The sequence below is a fragment of the Mesorhizobium sp. M0626 genome (assembly GCF_040320665.1).
Classification (GTDB): Bacteria; Pseudomonadota; Alphaproteobacteria; order Rhizobiales; family Rhizobiaceae; genus Mesorhizobium.
The window spans coordinates 21,970-41,131 of sequence record NZ_JAMYQD010000012.1 but is presented as its reverse complement, the minus strand read 5'-3'; the positions used below and the strand labels follow the sequence as shown (position 1 = coordinate 41,131).

18 protein-coding genes are annotated in these 19,162 nt (G+C 57.4%); 12 read left to right on the top strand and 6 right to left on the bottom strand.

Features of this window, described 5'->3' with window-relative positions; genetic code table 11:
* Positions 1-119: 119 nt before the first annotated feature.
* Together NKI37_RS16540 and NKI37_RS16535 are read left to right on the top strand one after the other, a co-directional pair.
* Positions 120-446: a conjugal transfer protein TraD gene (locus tag NKI37_RS16540; RefSeq protein WP_081725429.1), complete on the top strand. Its 327-nt coding sequence runs from the start codon at positions 120-122 to the stop codon at positions 444-446.
* A gap of 1 nt (position 447) precedes the next feature.
* Positions 448-696, top strand: a complete 249-nt coding sequence (locus tag NKI37_RS16535) for a conjugal transfer protein TraD (RefSeq protein ID WP_081725389.1) — start codon at positions 448-450, stop codon at positions 694-696.
* Here NKI37_RS16535 and NKI37_RS16530 read toward each other — a convergent pair.
* Entirely contained in the window at positions 625-951 is a 327-nt protein-coding gene (locus tag NKI37_RS16530; protein WP_031208137.1) for a hypothetical protein, read from the bottom strand. The genes NKI37_RS16535 and NKI37_RS16530 overlap by 72 nt on opposite strands.
* Positions 952-1,300: 349 nt before the next feature.
* Positions 1,301-2,152 (bottom strand): hypothetical protein, encoded by an 852-nt coding sequence (locus NKI37_RS16525; RefSeq protein ID WP_023807439.1) that lies wholly within the window; start codon positions 2,150-2,152, stop codon positions 1,301-1,303.
* A 239-nt stretch (positions 2,153-2,391) separates the two neighbouring features.
* Here NKI37_RS16525 and NKI37_RS16520 point away from each other — a divergent pair, with 239 nt between their 5' ends.
* Entirely contained in the window at positions 2,392-2,880 is a 489-nt protein-coding gene (locus NKI37_RS16520) for a hypothetical protein (protein ID WP_352791193.1), read from the top strand.
* Between the two features lie 186 nt (positions 2,881-3,066).
* Positions 3,067-3,375 carry a transposase gene (locus NKI37_RS16515; protein ID WP_050592998.1) on the top strand — a complete coding sequence of 103 codons (309 nt, stop codon included), beginning with the start codon at positions 3,067-3,069 and terminating at the stop codon, positions 3,373-3,375.
* A 277-nt stretch (positions 3,376-3,652) separates the two neighbouring features.
* Here the strand turns inward: NKI37_RS16515 and NKI37_RS16510 are convergent, their stop codons facing one another.
* The 3 genes from NKI37_RS16510 to NKI37_RS16500 are packed head-to-tail and all read right to left on the bottom strand — an operon-like array spanning position 3,653 to position 8,264.
* Positions 3,653-4,975, bottom strand: coding sequence for an HlyD family type I secretion periplasmic adaptor subunit (locus NKI37_RS16510; protein ID WP_023807443.1), 1,323 nt, complete (start codon positions 4,973-4,975; stop codon positions 3,653-3,655).
* On the bottom strand, positions 4,972-6,615 hold the full coding sequence (locus NKI37_RS16505; RefSeq protein WP_280940132.1) for an ATP-binding cassette domain-containing protein: 1,644 nt from the start codon (positions 6,613-6,615) through the stop codon (positions 4,972-4,974). The genes NKI37_RS16510 and NKI37_RS16505 overlap by 4 nt, the downstream gene beginning before the upstream one ends.
* Positions 6,616-6,674: 59 nt before the next feature.
* Positions 6,675-8,264: a hypothetical protein gene (locus tag NKI37_RS16500; protein ID WP_023708270.1), complete on the bottom strand. Its 1,590-nt coding sequence runs from the start codon at positions 8,262-8,264 to the stop codon at positions 6,675-6,677.
* 410 nt (positions 8,265-8,674) lie between these two features.
* Between NKI37_RS16500 and NKI37_RS16495 the strand changes: the two genes are divergently transcribed.
* The 7 genes from NKI37_RS16495 (at position 8,675) to NKI37_RS16465 (ending at position 17,930) form a co-directional block, all read left to right on the top strand.
* Positions 8,675-10,684, top strand: a complete 2,010-nt coding sequence (locus tag NKI37_RS16495) for an ATP-grasp domain-containing protein (protein WP_352791195.1) — start codon at positions 8,675-8,677, stop codon at positions 10,682-10,684.
* 16 nt (positions 10,685-10,700) lie between these two features.
* Positions 10,701-11,153 carry a hypothetical protein gene (locus NKI37_RS16490; protein ID WP_196814078.1) on the top strand — a complete coding sequence of 151 codons (453 nt, stop codon included), beginning with the start codon at positions 10,701-10,703 and terminating at the stop codon, positions 11,151-11,153.
* Between the two features lie 73 nt (positions 11,154-11,226).
* Positions 11,227-12,324: a cupin-like domain-containing protein gene (locus tag NKI37_RS16485; protein WP_196814079.1), complete on the top strand. Its 1,098-nt coding sequence runs from the start codon at positions 11,227-11,229 to the stop codon at positions 12,322-12,324.
* A 496-nt stretch (positions 12,325-12,820) separates the two neighbouring features.
* Positions 12,821-13,084 (top strand): hypothetical protein, encoded by a 264-nt coding sequence (locus tag NKI37_RS16480; RefSeq protein ID WP_031208144.1) that lies wholly within the window; start codon positions 12,821-12,823, stop codon positions 13,082-13,084.
* A 79-nt stretch (positions 13,085-13,163) separates the two neighbouring features.
* Entirely contained in the window at positions 13,164-15,470 is a 2,307-nt protein-coding gene (locus NKI37_RS16475; protein ID WP_023807447.1) for a CapA family protein, read from the top strand.
* Between the two features lie 190 nt (positions 15,471-15,660).
* Positions 15,661-16,542: an alpha/beta hydrolase gene (locus NKI37_RS16470; RefSeq protein ID WP_155927166.1), complete on the top strand. Its 882-nt coding sequence runs from the start codon at positions 15,661-15,663 to the stop codon at positions 16,540-16,542.
* A 182-nt stretch (positions 16,543-16,724) separates the two neighbouring features.
* Positions 16,725-17,930, top strand: a complete 1,206-nt coding sequence (locus NKI37_RS16465; RefSeq protein ID WP_023708262.1) for a TadE/TadG family type IV pilus assembly protein — start codon at positions 16,725-16,727, stop codon at positions 17,928-17,930.
* A gap of 524 nt (positions 17,931-18,454) precedes the next feature.
* Here the strand turns inward: NKI37_RS16465 and NKI37_RS16460 are convergent.
* Positions 18,455-18,802, bottom strand: coding sequence for a hypothetical protein (locus NKI37_RS16460; protein WP_155927168.1), 348 nt, complete (start codon positions 18,800-18,802; stop codon positions 18,455-18,457).
* A 17-nt stretch (positions 18,803-18,819) separates the two neighbouring features.
* On the opposite strand from NKI37_RS16460, the gene NKI37_RS16455 reads away from it, so the two are divergent.
* Positions 18,820-19,137 carry a hypothetical protein gene (locus NKI37_RS16455; protein WP_023807448.1) on the top strand — a complete coding sequence of 106 codons (318 nt, stop codon included), beginning with the start codon at positions 18,820-18,822 and terminating at the stop codon, positions 19,135-19,137.
* Positions 19,138-19,162 lie beyond the last annotated feature (25 nt).

Here is a 19,162-nt window from a genome sequence, read left to right as displayed (position 1 = left end):
GCCCTCCCTCGAAAAAATCTCGGGATGGACCAGCCCGTCCCGGGCTGTCTCGGCAACGCTGAAGCCTTCCGGCAAGCTGTCGCCTATCATCCAGAGATCGACAATCAATGGAGACAGCCATGCGCAAACCACGAGACTTCGACGCCGAACTGAAGGCGCTCGACGAAAAAGCGCGAGAGCTCAAAATGCGAAAGATTCAGCAACTTGGCGAGCTGGTGATCGCCACAGGCGCCGATCAACTCAGCACTGACGAACTGGCTGGCGCACTGGTCGGAATCACCGAGACGAAAGACGCCGCAAAGCGTGAGGCATGGGCCAAGCGTGGTGTGATGTTTTTCGAGAGCGGCTCCCGGCGAACTGCTACGGGATCTCAGCGCAACCCTCGCGGCGCTCCAGCGCAACCGGGCAGCCCACAATCGCCGGCAAGCGGCACGGGCTCGGAATGATATGCGCACCTGGCAGGTTGACCGTCGCAAGCGTACCCGGCAGCTCATCGAACTTGGCGGTCTCGTCGTCAAAGCAGGCATTGTCGAGCTGACCGCTGATAATCGCGCCACGATATACGGCGCCCTGCTTTGGATCGCCGCCAAACTCCAAAGCCATGAAGGCGAGCATGCTCGGGACTTATGGACCGCGAAGGGAAAGCACGCATTCGATGCGGACCGGCATGAAGATGTCGACCGACCTCTCGTTTAGTGGAACGATGATTGGAACGAACGTCGGCGTCGCAACCAGCGCCTCCGCGACCTGGAGCATTGCGGTTGACTTTCCCGTACCGTGAGGGGCTGCGATCAGCAGCTCGCGCTCGATCGCCAGGCTGGCTGCCAAACTCTCGGCTGTTACCAGTCCGCCGCGATCATGGCCTTGGATCGCGAGGCTTACCGCGATCGGTTGCTTGGGGAAGTCTCCAAACTCTTGAACTTTGCCAAATCGGCCGCCGCTGCGGTCCAAACCTGAGTGTCGCCGCCTTCCGACGCCGGATTGGCAGCGGCCGCCAGCCGCCTGATCGAAACCTCCACAAACGCCTGATCGTGCGCTCTCCGTTTCCAGCTACTGGCTTGCCGCATTCTGACAAAGCCAAATCCCATTTTCGGAACCGGCAACGCTCTTCAGTGGTAAGGGTTGCCAAATAACGTTGCAGCCAACATTTGGTCCGACCGAATGAAGAAGTACGCTGCCTAGACACCTCGCGACTCTTACCCGTCGGATCGATCTTTCCGCTATCCGGATTTGAAAAGCTGCGCCTGAAGAAGATGTTCACGGTCAGCTAAAAGCTGGTTCAGTACCTCGGCGGGTTGGATCAATTCGTGCTCTCAAACCAACAACTGACTTGATTACGTCCACCTACGCCCGCGCTTCTCGTAGGCCAATCGACCCGCTTCCATCGCATCCTCCAGCCCTGTGTCAAAGTCGTCGGAAAGGTCGAAGGTGATGGTCCTCTTATAGGTGCCGGGGATCGCCTTACCCTCATGGAAAATGGAGCGGAGAAAAGAAGATATGGGATTTTCTCCATCACCACCGCGACGCCTTTTGACAAATGTTTCGGAACAATCTCGAAACCCTTCGCAGGCGTCACAAAATGCATTGCCTCATCCCATTGGAGCAGCCGCGTAGCCCGAGCGGCGATCATTCGACAGACGTGTACAATTTCCTTTGGGTCTCCTGGCACGCCCTCAGCGCCCCACGCTTCCTTCAAGCGGTTGTTGATGAGGTCCCCCAACGATTCCGCTATCTTCGGCAGTTCGGGAATCTGGGCTCCCACCCACCTCAAGTACTGGTTCGGCTTCTGCTGCCCCACGTCTTTCGTGTAGGAGCCTGCGTGGAGGTCCTTCCACCGACGGAGAATCGGCGTGAACACGTTGTCGAGCGCTTCAGCTGTGAGTTGATATTCCCAGCCCGGCGGTTTGTCCCTGATGATCTGCTGAGCAAATAGTGAAACGTCGGCGAAGTCATTCATTTGCCGCTCCTCCTCGCGCAGCCTTATCAGTTCCTTTGGTTTACCGCGTTCAGCCGTGATTTTAGCCTCGTGGGAGTTGCGCCAGTGGAAGAGCAAGTCTGGAGAGTAGTTGCGCTCCTCTTTGTCGATCACCGTGTGGCACATCACGCATAGCCAGATGCCGTTGCTGATGGTCGCCCTTGCGGCATCAGTCATTTCTTCACGGTACGAGCTTGCCCCCGTCTTGCGCCGTAGATGTGAGCACCCTCGCCAACAATAGTCGCTTTCATGTCCTCTGGATTCGGACCAATGGTCAGTGAATCACATTCAGGATTAGAGCATCGATACGCTGAGCGCTGGCCGAGCTTAAGCACAACCTTTGCCGAAAAATCGGGCGTCTGCAAACGGGGCTTTCGAAACTTGACCTTGGAAGACCTCACACCTAATCCTGACTCATGATTCCGAGCAGCGAAGAGTCTGCTGCCGATATCGAAAGAACAGCGAGACGCGCTGCCAAACTGAACCTTCTTATCACGACCAGCATTGGCGGTTCAGCAGCTTCAGGAAATTGTGGCCGCAGCATGAGTGACGCATTGGAGGCGCGAAGCGGCCAGCCGCCGCCCACTGCAATGCCGGATAGAACCATAAGTCCACTGCCATTATCCGCCATTGCCTGGACGGACTGGCGGCTGCATGCCACCTACGAACCGGCGCTCGCACGCTTCACGCATCTGGAGATCAGCGACGTGCGCGGGGGTGAAAGCTTCTTGCGTGTTCCGCTACGCCAAGGCGACATTGTTGTTGGCGATCGCGCCTACGCCCGCGCTCCGTCCCTTGAAAAGGTGGTGTCGGCGGGTGCCGACTTCATCGTGCGCACGGGCTGGAAAACCAGTGTTCGGCTGACCACAGGACGGGCAACGGGTCGACTGGAACGCCATCTATGAGCCCATGCAGCCTGGTGAGGTTTGCGAGATGAACGTGCTCGTGGAGCATTCGGGTCGCAAGGGACGAGGCAAGCCGCCCTTGCCGACAAGGCTCATCGTCAAGCGCAAGGATGAGAAGGCCACGTAAAAGGCCCAGAAGGCGGCAAGGCGGGCAATCAGCGCCGCTGCTCCAACACGCTGCAGCCGATGACCCTCATTGCCGCGGGCTTCGTCATGCTGCTGACCTCGGTCCCGGCCCATGAATTGACGGCCGACGAGGTTCTGCAGACCTATCGGTTGCGCTGGCAGGTCGAACTCGCCTTCAAGCGGCTCAAGAGCGGAATGGGCATCCATAAGCTTCCCGCGCGAGATGAGCGGCTCGCTGGAAGCTGGCTGACGGCCCACCTGATCCTAGCGCTGATGATCGACGAGGCCGTCACCGACGTTCTCGACTCTCCCCCCTGTGAAGACCAAACCACGCACGGCGCAATCGCTGTCCCTTTGGAGGCTGCATAGTATCCTGCGTTCTGAAATCCTCAACGCCATACTGATGGTGATGCGGCCGGGAAAAATCCTCACCCGCGTCACTGAAATCATTCGTCACGTCTGCGACCCACCAAGACGGCGCAAAAGCCAATCCGCCGCTGCAAGAAGCGTCGTCTTGGTGTAAAGTTAGCGCTTATGGGCTCTTCTCTCACCCCAGCAGGTGCACGCTATCTTTTGAGATGTGGAGGCGCTGAGCTTGCGCTGCGCTCACAATCCAAACCAACGTCGGCTGCCCCGATAGCCAATCCTATTGTTCGCGCAGAGCCCGACCCATGGCAGCGTAGACCGGAGCGCTAAGATATTCCCATGCTGACCTCGCTCCAGTCTCGATCATCACTTGTGTGTTCATTCCGGCTTGCAATGCCACGGGCGTCGCCTTCAGGGACTGAGGTGTCAGAGCGATGCGAGCTGCATAAAATGCCTTGCCAGTGCGCGGATCGACCAGCCGGTCTGCTGAAAGGGTGCGGACATCACCGTTCATGGGCTGCTGATACCGCCTGCCCACCGCGCTGAGCCAGATGGTCGCGTGCAGCCCCACTTTCACCTGGTCGACGTCAAGCGGGTCCACGTTGGCAATCACGACGAAGTTGTCGTCGACGGGCACGATATCCATCAGAGGATCGCCTGCTGCTATTACCCCGCCAATGGTGTGAATCTTGAGCCCCACTATGGTGCCTCCGATGGGAGCGCGGATCTCGGTTCTTGTCATGACGTCGTCGGCGGCGGCTATTCGTTGAGCGGATTCATATATCTTGGCACGCACCACCCCAAGCTCAGCGACAATGTCGGCCGCCGTGGATGCGTTAAGTTCAGCAACCTTGAACTTCGTCTCCTCCATTTTTTGCCTGGCAACGCCAATCGACGCGATATAGCCGCTCAGGTCGCCTCCCACATCCGCCTTTTCAGTCTCCAAATCTGTCAGGCGCGTCCTTACCACCAGCTTTTTTTGATACAGGGCACGAACATCGCCCAGCTGCTCCTCGATCAACTCCAGTTTCCGTGTGGCCGCCGCCACCTGCCCTTCATAGCCCTCTATCTCCTTATGCAGGCTTCCGGTCGTTTGCTGCAGCAAGGAAAGTCTCTCACGAAGCAGGGTCTGACGTGTTCGAAAGATACTCTCCTGGCCGGAAACAGCCTCGGCCGCCATTTTACCGGGCTCCTTTAACTCTGGCGGAATCTCGATTGAGTCCTTGCCGTCTCTCTCGGCGATCAACCGTGCCTCGGTAGCTTTCGCCTCGTACCATTGCGCCTTGATCTCGTTCGCAGCGGCCGTAGAAGCAGTGCTCTGCAGTCGTACCAGGACCTGACTTGGCGATACGCGATCGCCCTCCTGAACCAATATCTCGGATACAATCCCACCTTCGAGATGCTGCACTGTCTTTACGTTTGAGGCTACCTCCACCAACCCATTGGCCACAATGGCGCCCTGGATTGGAGCCGCAACAAGCCACATGCCGGTCAGGGTCGAAAAAATTGCGATTATCGCGAAACCGAGAACAATGAAGTTCTTACCAAAGGGCGCAGGATCGTCTCCAGCTTGTTTGGCGTCAACGGCGAGCGGGACTGTCACTTGACGCTCCGCAACTCAGTTTTCTGAGGACGAACCGGGCGCTCCGTGGGATCGGAGAGCTCAGGCGTTCGGCCGCCCAGGATCAGCGTCCGGTCGATTAATCCGCCAAGACGGTTGGTTTGTCCCGACATTGTAATGATTACCGAGCATCCAGACTCCTTCATGACTTTCACAGCCGCTTCAAGCGCCCTTCTCGATGAGCTGTCAAAATTGGCGAAGGGCTCGTCCAGAACGATAAGTCTCGGTGCGCGAAACAGCGCCCTTGCAAGTGCAATCCGTTTCCGTTCGCTGCCGGACAGTCCGACCGTGTCGTCAAGCACGGTGTCATAGCCTTGGTCCAGGCGAATAATAACCTGGTGGATTCCCGCTATTTTTGCCGCAGAAACCACATCGTCTATAGAGCTTTGTTGAAACCGGGCAATATTCTGGGCGACGGTTCCCTCGAACAGTTCGACCTGCTGTGGCAAATAGCCAATGGCCTCGGCTCTAATATAATCCGGAAGCCGGGTGACGTTCATGTCTCCCAGGCGGACCTGTCCGGTCCGTGGCTTGAGCAAACCTATCAGGAGACGGGAAAGCGTTGTCTTGCCGGTAGCTGCGCGCCCGATGACCAATAGCAACTCGCCTGGCGCCAGCGACAGCGACAGTTTCCTGAATACGTCTTCTCGCGATCCCGCGTGCCTGAACGCTACTTCATCAAGAATTAATGTGCCGCGCGGAGTTCCAGGCAGCAAGGACGGGCCCCCGTCCGACGGCCTGGCCAGGTCCGCCTTGATCTTTGCATATCCTTCCCGCGCTTCCCTGAAGCCTCTGAACTCTCCAACCGCCTTGCCCACCATCCTGTAGGCAAAATTGGCAATGAGTCGGGCTGCAAACAGGCCGCCGAGCGACGCTTGATCGTTCAGGAACAGCCATATGCCGGAGGCCAGCAGAATAATGTAAAGGCTACGGTTCAGCACCCGGATCGCAGCATCGAGGCTCGATCCGCGGGCGTTGAGCCGGTCTCGTTGCAAGAAGCCGTCCACTCGGTTCCTGCCCCAGCGACCAGCGATCGCATCCGCCATTGCGAACGCGCTGACAACGTCTCTATGCCTATCCGCCGAGACCAACACCTCTTTTGCCTGCTTGACGGCATCACGTTCCGCTTGGCGGGGCTCTCGCGTGAAATTTTCTTTCAACAGGCCCAAGCCAATCAGCAAAAGTGTGGCTGCTATTGCGATCAGGAAGAGAATCGGATGGATGAAGTACACACACAACAGGAAAATCGGCGCCCAAACCACGTCCAACCAGGGAGATAGCCCGCGCTCAATAAAGCCCGCGACTTTCTCGATGCTGGCCAGCAGCGGCGGATTGGCGACACCTGACGTCAATCCGGCTTTCACGGACTGGCTGGTCAACTGGTGCTCGATCCATACGCTCCAACGCGAAAGCATGCGACGGCGAATGGTTTCCAGTGCGACGCCGGCTACCAGGGCGAGCAAGGCAGCCAGGGTCAGGATGACAAGGGTTTCAACGCTGCGGCTCGAGATGACCCGGTCGAATATCTGTATGAGATAGAGCGGGCCGGCAAAGCGCAAAACATTGATAAACACGCTGAATACCACCAGAGCCGCAAGGCCGGGTATCGACTTTCTCCACATTTCGCTGAGGGGGCCGCTATCCCGACGCCTGCCTCGTGTGTTCATCGGGACACCGTCTTTCACGCGCGTCCAAGGGGAGCGTGCTGATCAGAATGCTCATTGAAGAGGCCAGAGAAATTCATGATCACCGCATCAATGTCATCATGAGCATCCAACGGCGGCGCCTCAAGTGCGTTTTGCAGAGGTCTGTCGTGATGGTCGGCCGCCTCAAACATTGACCAGGTTTCGTTCAGCAGGTAGGACATCCGGGCAGCCGGGAGCGGAGCGCAGCCGAGGGCCTGCACGATGCCGCCGAGCGACGACTTGAGGGCACCGCGGCTTTTTGCCAGCACTGCTGCCTCTACTATTTCCGCGGGCGCCTGCACCGACATGAATGTGGGGATAGAACCCTGGGAACCCTGGGAAGGCCGCTCAGGCAGAGTGACCAAGATGCTTCCGAATGGACTGGGCCACGTCGCCAGGCTGCCATTGGCATTTACTTCTCCCAGTTCGGCTACAATCAACTCGCGCGCGACCTTTGCCAAGAAATCAATCCGGAGTTGGTGAGAATGGGCTCGATCCACGCCGAGCGGCATGGCTGCCTCCGACGATGCCGCAATGCGCCGCAGGTACGGGTTGTTGCTCTGTCCGTTGGACAGTTTTTCCGCAGCGCGGGCCCTAAACACAGGACCGAGCGCGCCATCCTGGAGATCCCACGGGGAATAGCAATGCAGCCCGGTAGCTTCCTCAGCCTCTCTCACGCCAAGCGGTGATCGGCCAAGTCTGCCGCTGATGGCCAGCACCTTGTGGCCGGCAGCGCGCAACGTATCCACTCCATACTTTGCACCCATCGCGTCGTAGGACGCGAATATTGTGCCAAGAGCCATGCTGCGAAATGATTCCGCCAGAATTAACTCGGACGTTTCCTTCTGCTGCAGCCCGTCGGCAATCTCGATGACAGCAACGTCGCATCCATTTTCGGCTGCATGGTTCAGCAGGCGGAAAGCGCCCTTTTCGATCATTTCCACTGAGGCAAGATAAGTGGTTGCAAACCCGGCGTCGGTGAAATCAAGAACGATGTCAGCGCCCGCATCGCGCACAATCCAGGTGTCGCCACCGGACCCAGTTCCGGTAATCTTCAGCGCGGCAACCTTAAGCCCTGCTCTTTTGAAACCTCTTACCAACGACGTCGCCGTCAATGTCTTTCCCGCGTTCATGGATGTTCCCAGCGACAGGACAATCGGCAGAGAGGGGCGAAGGTCGTCGGAGCTGACCTTGTAATCCCAAACATTCAATCGGCGACCGAACTTGTCCCCGATCAGTCCGAGAGGGGTGATCTTCGTTGGCGCGATCATGCGATCATGTCTGGAAAGCTCACACGCTGCGATGCCTCCCCCCGCCACTAGGTCACATGGTCCGAGATCAGGGCCAATAACAGCTTCGAACTGGTCCGGTGCGTATCTGTTTCCATAGCAAATGATTATCTCATCGCCGGGAAACATGATCGCCTTTCTCCCGTTGATCAGTTCCAATCTGCTGTGATTGCCGAGTTTGTCCACACGAGCCAGGACAAGATCGCCTGCGACCGGCTGCAAGGAACCTGTGATCAACGTACGCATATGCGAGGCCGCGACCCGGCGAGTCGCGAACGAACGCTTGGCTTTCTTCATGCGCCCGCGCTGAATTCTACAAACAGACATGATACTCACCCCAACGCTACTTCAATTACGCAGTCCGAGTCTTTTTATCTTAAACTTTATTGAAGTTTTATTTTCCTCTGGTTCCAACCTTTCTTTATTTTTTTGTTGCCTTAACCATTAGCTAACCATAATATAACTGAGGGTTGCGCGCAAGCGGTGGAGGCAGGAACCTTTCGTAAAGCAGACGGAAGGTTAATTGGGGGGCAAAATGTATGGTTATGGTATGCCCAATTGAGGAGTTGGAACCATTTGAGATTGCCGGTTTCAGGACGCTATCCGGCCTCAATGTGTATAACGCGAATACAGTCGTTAAATTAACGCTGAATTTAGGGCAACTGGCTACTGCCCGCGTGTCCGGTTTATCTTCCGGGGCTTGCTCAGTGCTTGCCGGACTGTTTCCGGAGTGCGAGCAGGATGCTTTGGTGCCCTCGTATCTAGCTGATGCGATCCTGGTCGCCGACCTCGAGCTTCGCCGCGCGATGAATTTTTATACGTTTCCAACTGTGGCCACGTTGGTGAGCGATCCGTCCGAGATCAATTCAGTGATCGTCTGGGAGTCGGACGACCCGCAAATGTCGCGAGCGGCCGCGGCGGCTGTCGTTGATGCGGTCAGCGAGGCAACGCGAGATGGGAATGCCACATCGAAGTATTGCCTCGCACGGGAATTGAACCTGGAAAGAGCAAAGAAACGGCGACTTTCAAATTCGACCGCAGTGCTGGTTGCGGCCGCCAAGAGGAACCGCATCCCGTTCGAGTTTGTTGCGCGCAACCACCTTCGTCTCGGCCAAGGCAAGAACCAAAAGCAGCTCTTCTCAACGATATCCGGTTCGACATCGTTTGCGTCGGCCAAAGTGGCCCTCGACAAGAGGCTGGGCAACAGGCTTTTGGCGCAGGCCGGCTTGCCCGTACCGCGCCAGCTTACGGTTCGCAGCAAATCCGAGGCGGTCGCTGCCGCCAAGCAGCTGGGCAAATCTGTGGTGGTGAAACCCGCCCAAGGCAATCAGGGGCGCGGAGTTTCAGTCAAGCTGCGGGGACGCCGCGCTATTGAAGCCGCGTTCGACATAGCGTGCCAGGTGGCTCAGTCTGACCGGTATGGCGTGCTGGTAGAAGAGTTCATCGCCGGCCCGGAGTATCGAGCGACGATTGTTGATTTTCGTGTCGTGGCAGCAGTCCTATGTTGCCCGCCGCAGGTTACCGGCGACGGCGAAAAAACGCTGCGTCATTTGATCGATGATTTGAATCGGGAACCCGACAGGGACGGCAGGCGTCTGTCGCCTCTCGAAATCGACGACGACCTGCTTAGACACCTGTCATTGCACCATCTTACGATGGAGACTATCCCGATTGCCGGGCAGCAGGTGGTTCTGCGACCAAACGGTCACCTCGCACGCGGAGGCGTACCGGTTGACGTTACAAACTCCGTCCATCCGGACAATCATAAGCTATGTGAACGTATCGCCAGGGTCATTGGGCTCAGTATTGCCGGGTTGGATCTGATCATGCCCGACATTGCGCAATCTCACAAAGATGTCGGGTGCACTGTCATCGAGGTGAACGCTAGACCAGGGATTGAGTTTCATCTTTGGCCGCGGGCCGGCACGGCAAGGGATGTGAGCGAGATAATCCTGGCCAATATGTACGACGATCCGGCTTCATCGGAAGTTGCCACGGTGCTCGTCCTTGGCGACCGGCATACCAGCATGGTGGCAAAAGCAATCCAGCACCGGTTCATGGCAGAGGGGCGGAGCATCGGCCTTTTGTCGAAGAAAGGCGCCTACATCAACACCGCACCACAAGAATTCAGCCAGCGAGCAACACCGCAAATGCTGGCCAGGGATCCTTTATTGGAAGCGCTGGTTTATGCCGCTTCTCCAGCAAGAATCTCGGAGAACGGTCTTGGTCTGGGCGCTTGCCACGCCGTGTCGGTGACGGCGACGGACGTCGAGAATTGCGAGCTTCTCAAAAACCTGGCCAAAGCAGTTTTGAACGCCGGCAACCGTGGCTGTTTTATCGTCGACAATGAGGATTTCGTATCCCGCCAGGCGTTGTCGGCGCTGCCTGTTGAAAGATTGATTCTGACAAGTGCCGAGACTGAGCTTGGCCCTGATTTGCGGCGACATCTACAACGCGGTGGATTGGCTCTATCGATGCGGTGGAGCACCGATGGGTCCGGAGCCAAGATGACGCTTGCATCGGGATCTGGCGAGCTGGTTGCGGAACCTGCCACGTTTGCGTCGCGCCCGCCGCAGCTCAAGGCTGCCATGCATGCAATGGCAATTTCGTATCTGGCAAAACGGGATGCATGGTTCGATGAGGTGGCGTCGCCACCTTCGAATCGACCTTACGCAAATGGAGTTCAGCAGCAGGCAGGAGTTTCTCTGCTGAGGTAAAAAGGGAGTAGCGTTCATGGATACTGTTTCAGCAACTGCGACACCAAATGTTTCCCAAGGCGACGCAGCAGCACTCGTCGCCTTGGCCTTGCAACGCACCAAGAACAAGGCGGGGCAGCCTAGAACCCGTGCAAGGATGTCTTACAAGACATTCAGGCGCTTGACCGGGCGTCGTATAGGGGGGGCAAAATTTGTGAGGGAGTTCACTGCGGAGATGATGAACCTGGGTTGGCTGATGGTGCGCATGCCGTCGGCCTACGGCTTCGTGCGCGCAGCCTCCCTGGACAAATGGCAGCTCACAAAATCGGATGCGGTCGCGCAGGAACTCAAGCTGATTAATGAGGGGGCAGTGGCTGAGGCGTTGGACATTGCTCGACAGGAACTGGGTGAACCCGGTCACGTGGGCAAGTCAACAAGCGCTTATGCCGCGCCAATTCCGCGGAAAAAACCAGGCGCAATGGACAAATAGATCGATCTCGGCGGCCTTGACCACCAGAAGGCTTCTGTCGACGCAAACGGTCATCTCAACCAGGATGGAGACCATGGCAAACAAACAGACACTCCCTGAAGAAGTTCGCGAACTCCCTAAACTTAGCATGAAACCGATCGAGGAGATTGACAGCATGCAAATCTCCACCGCACTCGGGAAAAATCGGCCGTTTGTTGTACGAGGCTGGGTTAAAGCCTCCGACGGTTGGGGCTTGGACGACCCCAAATGGGCGCGGCATACCGGCCAGGTTACGCTAGTTCCAGGGGACGACACCACGGTGTCCGCTGCATCCTATGTCTTACGCAAGAGCGGGATGACTCGCGAAATGACCTTTCAAGAGTTGTTCGAGCGGATCCTAGGCCAGGGGAAATGGCAACCACTGATGGACCCCAACGAGCGCTACTACATGTTTGGTGGAAAAGTTCCCAGCAGTCTTCTGGAAGCATTGCCTTGGCCAAGCGATCTGGAGTTCATTGGCTCGTCTCCCTATGTTGCTTCCGAAGGGGTTACCGCCAAGGCACACTATGATCATTGGTATGCGTTCCTCGTGCAGCTACACGGGACAAAAGCGGTCAAAATGTTTCCCCCTTGGGACTATAGTTTCATCTATCCGGAGCATGAAAAGACGACCGACAATCCTAGGCGAGCGCTTGTGGATTTGAATAATCCCGATTTTAACCAGTTCCCCTTGCTGAAGCAACTGCATGGAGAGATTGCCGTACTGAATGCAGGTGACCTTCTGTATATGCCAGTCGATTGGTGGCATGAGGTTGAAACTGCGGGATTCTCCGTCAGCATCAACCGGCGTTTGAGACGGAGTGCGCTGGACTGGGCCGGCGCTCTGCTTATATTTGGATATTCGGTCCTGCAGGGCGCATACCGTTACGGGATCGAACCGATCCCTAGCAAAGAAATTAAGGGCCTGGCCACGCATGCCTATGATGAGTGGAAGAGCGACACCGGCAAAACGCAATACGATCAATGGTGCGGATACCTTGCCAAGTTGGGGCGGGACCAATCGAAATCGTTGCGGATCCCCGAAGATTTCGGCGTCCTCATGGCGCAGTGGTTGCAGACTGAGCAAGAGCCAACGAACGCAGAGTTTAACGGGCTCTCGCATCCCACGGCTGGACTTCCTGTTCGGCAGTGACCTGCATTCCGGCTTTCGGACCATTGGGAGCTGGAAATTTCCACTGAGTTGAAAGTTTTCGGGAGCGCAGATCGCGACAGGCTGATGAGGGACGGCGGTTGCGGAGCATCGTTGGTTCACCGGACCTGAGCTCGGCCATGACCTTCGCTGCCCTCGAGCAGTGGGCGAGGCAGAGCGGGCCGCTCGACGTCTGCTATCCGCTTGTGCTATCCGCTTGGTGGCCTCGCGACCTTCGGATCGACCTCACAGGAATGGAGTTCACCGCAGGGAGGAGCTTCTCTACTGAGGTAAAAGGGAGTAGCGTTTATAGATATGTTTTTCCAACTGCTATCCACACCGACTGTTTCGCGAGTTGATGCCGCGAACTCGTGGATTTGGCCTTGCAACGCAGCAAGAGCAAGGCGGGAGCCTCGAACGAGGATGTCATACAAGAGGTTCGGGCGCTTGACCGGGGACGCTTCGGTGCTGGGAGGTTCCGAGAGAATTCACCACGGAAATGATGAACCTGGGTTGGCTGATGGTCCATATGCCGTCCGGTTACGGTTTCGTACGCGCAGCCTCCCTGGACAAATGGCCGCTCACGAAATCGAACGTGGTCGCGAAGGAACTCAAGCTGATCGGTGAGGGATCGCTCGCGCAAGTGCTGGACAATGCACGGCGGGAGCTTGGCGAGGCGACCGACCCAAGCAGCGGGCGCCCTCAATGGGGCGACCCGGAAGAAGAGTGGTCCGATAGGCACGAATTGACGGAAAAGCGGTAGCGAATATCCTCAGGGCAGCGGTTACTGCTTTGCGTACGGGTATGACGGCGAAAGCAGTAACCTCTACAGGGGAGTAAATATGGCGACTGGCTCTGTTTACGTCTGGGAGCCATGTGACTCCGACTTTACCGGCGGCCGCGTTCATCTGGCCGAGGTCGAATTGCCATATCTCTCGCAGCGCGCCGGAAGGCGCGGCCTGCGTGGGCGGTACGTGGACGTAATCAGCCATCCAGGCATGGAAGAGGATTGGCCGACAGGCCAGATGGGCGAAGTGTCGCCCGACGAAGACGGCAATTTTTCTTTCCAGCCGTCTGGCGGTGGCGTTTGCGGCGGGCTGGAAAGCCGCGAGGCCGGCGCGGGCTTTGGCCAAGTCAACGTCTACTACCACATCTCCATGATGAGCCAGCGCATCAACGATGTGCTTCGCTCACTTGGAGTGGGCCCCCTGCCGAAAGTCAGGGCGATCGTCAATGCACGTCGGCCGAAGCAAAGGCCGGGCAGTTCTGAAGACACCGGCAGGTGGGTGCCGGTCAAAGGGGTCAGATATCGTTATCCGGCAAGAATGGAAAATCTCGATGATTTTTCAATTCCCCTCTGCGGAGAGTTGCTTTTTGGACCGGGGCATGGGGTCACCGCGGAAGGGTGGCTGCCGCGAATTTCAGGCGGCGCCTATCTCTGCGACCCATCCCACGACGCCGGCATGATATACCAGGCATTCGGGCTTCACGTCGTGCGTCATACCGCTGACGTGCAGGCCGACAGGTTGCGTACACCGCGTGCCGCGTTCAGCAGACCGGGCGCCCTGGAATATGCCGTGAGCACTTACCTGGCGGCCTCCATGCTGTCGACCCCGCACGTGTGGTGCTGGCACGCTCGTCACGATGCCGAGTTTGTGCCTGCGGGCAGCCTTGCGAATGACGCTCGCATTGACGATGACGAAGTGCAGCCGCAGGAGGCGCTGGTCGCACAAGCCGTTGCGGGGGCGATATGGGATCTGCACAAGGCATTTCTCGGGCACGAATTTGCCTGCATAGAATTGGTTGTTGGTGCCCTTTTGGAGCTTGGGCGACTTTCCGACAGCCTATTCGACCCTTCCCGCGTCAGAACGATCGCGATCAGATCATCACCACGCAGCTTTGCCTCGTGTCTGCTTCATGCGGACCGCGTGAGGTCCGGCGGCCTTTATGAGAGGCTGATCCGGGAAATCTTCGAGAAGCGCGGGATAGGCTTTAGCTCGCCTGTGACCAACATGCTGAGTGCACCTTCGGTTCTGCCTCTCTCCTCTCGTCTCAATGGGTCTGACGAGGTTCAGCGCCATGTTGCCAAAATTCGCGAAAGGTTTGCGGAGGTCATAATTCCGGACGATGGCGATCTCCTCGACCCGGACCAACTTGAACTGTTCCTCTCGTCGTCTACCACCGCCCCATACCATCTCGCCGCAGTGGGAGACGTCATGACAGGCATGCGGATGCGGCATCGCATCCGCAGGTTCGGCCCGGACTATTGCTTCGCCTGGGTCCGCCCGATCCTCAGCCGCTGCGCTCTGATTACAGGGAACCTCGAAGGGCCGTTCTCCTCGGATTCCGAGAAGGAAGAAACCACGCGCAACCACTCTTACAAGATCGATCCCAAGTCTGCCTCAGTCCTGCGTCGCGCCGGCTTTGCTGCGATGACTGTCGCAAACAACCACATACAGGATTGTGGTCGAGATGGTGTGATTGAGACCCTTGACACCCTGGAACAACACCATATCAGGCCGTATGGTGGCGGAAGAAACCAGAGCGTGGCGCACGATCCCGCGATCTTTGACGGCACAGATATCCGTGTCGGACTTCTCGGCTATTACTGGAACGACCGAACGGCGGCTCGTGACGACCTCCCGGGCTCCGCCCAGGATCTTCCCGAACTCGTCGAGAGAGATCTCGCACGGCTGCGGCCACTGGTCGATCGGATCGCCGTGATGGTACATTGGGGCGCACCATACCAGCGCCAACCTTCCGAGGAAGATCGCATGAAAGCACAGCTTTTCATCGATATGGGCGCAGACGCGGTTATCGGCCATCATCCCCATATCCTCCAGCCGGTCGAGATTTACAAAGATCGCCCCATACTGTACAGCGTCGGCAATTTCGCCTTCGGATCGGGAAACAGCAAGGGCGAGTCTATCTTGCCGTGCTTCCACTTTGGCGCGAGCCAGATAGATTTGGATATATACCCAGTTTACGTTCAAAACAGAGATCCGCGCCTCGACTACCAGCCAAAAATAATGGGAGGGGCGGCCGGGCGGGCGACGATCGATCGGCTGCTCGATTTGTCGCCTGGATTGGGCGGTGCAATAGCCGATGTCCAGGACAGATGCCTCAAATTGTCTATCCCGTCGCGCTGAGATGATCGGACCGCCCTCGTTAGAGCCAAGTCGTCTCTCTCCAACCAGGCATATCGAGTCGGGAAAGCAGTCCTTCGATAAGCACCAGTCCCTATGATGAAACGAAGTCTTTACCGCCCGGGCGGTTTTGATTTGTTTAGAAGTCTCTAATGAAATATGGCATCATGCCAATCGTCATAAGGAGGGGCAGGTGCGATTTCCAATCCGTCTGTTGATTGCGGCGGTGATGGCCTGCGGCTTGGTCTACTCAGGCCCAGTGCTTGCCTGGAAGGTGGGCAAGGGTACGACCACAGCAACCATCAACGGGACGAAGCTGACCGTCTATACCTATCACCCCAAGAGCTGCAGCAACCCCGCGATTCTATTCGTCTTCCATGGGTTGAGCCGAACGGCGTCTTCCTACAGGGATTATGCGCAGTCTCTCGCGGATCGAAACTGCCTGATCGTCATGGCGCCGCTCTTTGACTTGGAAAGGTTCCCAAGCTGGAGCTATCAACGCGGGGGGATCGTCAACAGCGGCGCTATTCAGCCACGGGATCGATGGACCGTCTGGTATGTGAAGGGCCTGGTGAACTGGGCGAGGTCACGAGAGGGGTTGCCGAACGCGCAGTATTACCTTTTCGGGCACTCCGCCGGCGGCCAATTCACGTCTCGCGTCGCGGCATTCGCCTTGGCCGACGCGAAAAGATTGGTGGTTGCCAATCCATCCTCATATGTTCTGCCCTCGCTGGCGGAATCCGTGGCCTACGGGCTCGGCTGCGTCTCGTCGGGATGTGTCTATACGCCGGATCAAGCCACCCAGGAGATGAAAGCGTACCTGGCTTTGCCGCTGACGATCTATCTGGGAGAGGAGGATACAGGCGATGCAGAGTTGAACGAAGGCGCGGCCGCTATGCGCCAGGGGGCGACACGCCTGGAACGGGGCCAGTACACATACGAGTTAGCGCAAGCTGTCGCGACCGCCAACGGGTGGCCCTTTAACTGGCGTCTTGTGATCTTGCCGGGCGTCGGGCATTCGGCAAGTGATATGTTGGGTTCGGATCAGGCAGCGAACGCATTCGGACTCAAATAGCGGGATCTGCGGTCCTGTAGCTCGGCAAGATGTAGATACCTCGATGAGCGAGATAGCCTAGCGCGAGTCGCTTGGCCAAAGTTTGCGCAGCCTGCAGCGGAATGCAATTTAGTTAGGATATTCTAATTTAGTAAAGTTTAAACGCGATTCGATCTAGGCTGCTTCTCTGCGAGGGCATCTCAATGCGAAAGCTGAAGGACCTGCTGCTCGATAGGAGCGGAAACTTTGCCGTGGCAGCGGCGTTGGTGGCGCTACCGCTATGCTTGGTCTTGGGCGTGGCCATTGACCTTACCAGTGCCGTCACCTGGAAGTCCAGACTGCAAGAGTTGGCCGATTCAGCGGCTCTGGCAGCTATAGAGAGCGACGGTGGAGACGAGGAAGCCGTCGCGGCCGCCAAGAACATTGCGCTTGGCAACGGCTCTTTTGCGGTCGGCGGGGTGGTTGAAGTCGACATCACAACGCCCACTCCCGTGTCGCGGGAGGCAGCAGTTGAAATCACCGCCTCAATGCCGACGGACTTTATGAACCTTGCCGGCATTCGGGCGATCAGCCTTCACGTCACGGCAAAGGCACGAAAGGCGCCCCCGGAATACTGCATCTATGCTCTCGATCCAGAGTCAACCGGAGCGCTGAGTGTGACCGGGTTGGGAAAGGTGTCGGTGCCAAATTGTGGCATTCAGGTAAATTCTTCCAGCCCCGAAGCACTGAGACACGTTGGGGCCGGCAAAATCGCCGCGACAAAAATCTCGGTAGTCGGCAATTACCAAGGCGGCGGATACAGTGTTTCCCCGAAGACGAACCAGCCCTTCCTCGCCGACCCACTTGTCACCACACCAGAACCGGTTCCCCCGACCGGTTGCGATTACAGCAACCAGGCGCTCTCGGATGTCACCATTCCGGCCGGGCGGGTGTTCTGCGGAAGCATCGACTTCGGTGGAAAAATTGTGCTTTCCCCAGGCGTTCACTACTTTCACAATGCGATAGTCGGCATCAGCAACAATGCGAAAATCACAGGCAAGGAAGTCACCATATTCGTCGATTCCAAGTCCAGCATCATACAGGCAGGTGGTAACGGCGCCATGAAACTTTCCGCTCCTACAAGCGGCGTTTATACCGGCATTGCCATCTTCGGATCGCGTACCGCCTTGCCATTGTTGCCGACTATATCGCTTGCAATAAATAACAATTACTCTGTAAATGGTACAATATACTCGCCAATGCACCACCTTAAAATGAAAGGGAGCAATGACAAGAAGTTGGCTACCGGCCTGGGATGGATTGTTGCTTGGCAATTCTCTTACAATGGAGATTCGAGCGTCAACCTGGATGGCTACAGCGGCACCCCACCAAAGGGTCTCGGAGACGCAGCAATCGCGTTGCTGCAATAGATGGAGACGGTACCCGCTTCGTGGCTTCGAAGGTGCCCTTCCGGCTGAGTTAGCGAACTCTCAAACGCAGTCCTTAACGGAATGCGACCCGCTTCTAAAGTCACCGTCGCGGGGTAACCGTCGTTTTCACCGATCTACGCGCCTTTGCAGCATTCGCCGAGACTGCGAACCCGAGCGAGTTGCAGCAAGCTGACGATGGTATTTGCAAAGACCTCTAGCCCTCGCTGCTCTAGACGGCCATCGGTCTCTCCTTTCTGGTCATCGTAGTAGTTGCTTCTTAACCAAGTCGAGCGCATCCTCTCTCCCGGCTTGAGGAGCGATTTCCGCGTGGGCTTTTTGAGAATGCTTCTGATTTGCGCGATTGCGAGCGCCGGTGCCGGTGGGTTCGTCACCGTTGTCCAATACTTGATGTTTACCCCACCGGCTCCGGTCGCGGCCGACGCTCCGGTCCTTCTGAAGAAGGCCCCCCCAAAGAAGCGAATATGGCGGCGAGCGCTGACCTAACTTCCGCACCGAGGATAGGGCTATCGGCAAAACTGGCGATCTTCGGCCTTTGCTACGCCGGCGTCGCGGCTGGCCTTTTCCCTGAAACCTACCTCGCGGCACTGGGAACGCGGCGACTGCTGATCCTCTATTTCCTGCTGCCCTTCATCATCCTGCTCGGGATCGGCATCGCGGCACCATTCAGTGACAGGCGCGCCCCTGCGACTTGATTCCTCGGGAAAATCAGCTCCCGCTGGCGCGGCGCGACCCTCACCCTTGGCATCTTCATTCTCTGCCTGGCCGCCTTCACCACGTACAAGTATGAGCTTGCGCAGATGGTGCCGTTCTTCGCCGACCAGCAGCTTGCCGAAATCGATGCGGCCTTGCATTTCGGGCATGTCTGGAAATGGGCGCGCTCGGTTCCTTGCCAGGTGTTGTCGATCAAATCCTCTATGTCCTCTATGCCCAATTGTGGTTCGTGGTGGTCGCCTTCGTGGTGGTCGCAGCCGCATGGATGGATCACGCCGCCGAGCGCCAGCGATACTTCTTGTCGCTCTCTGCGACCGCGGTCATCCTCGGCATTGTTGCGCGGGTAGCGGGATCATCCGCAGGCCCGACTTTCTACGATCGGCTGTTTGACCCGGACCTGTTTGACGATCTCACCGCCTCGCTTCGAAGCAGCAATGCAGGCGCGGCCATCCTGCGCATAAGCGACTATCTCTAGTCGTCCTATACAAGCCGCCAGACCT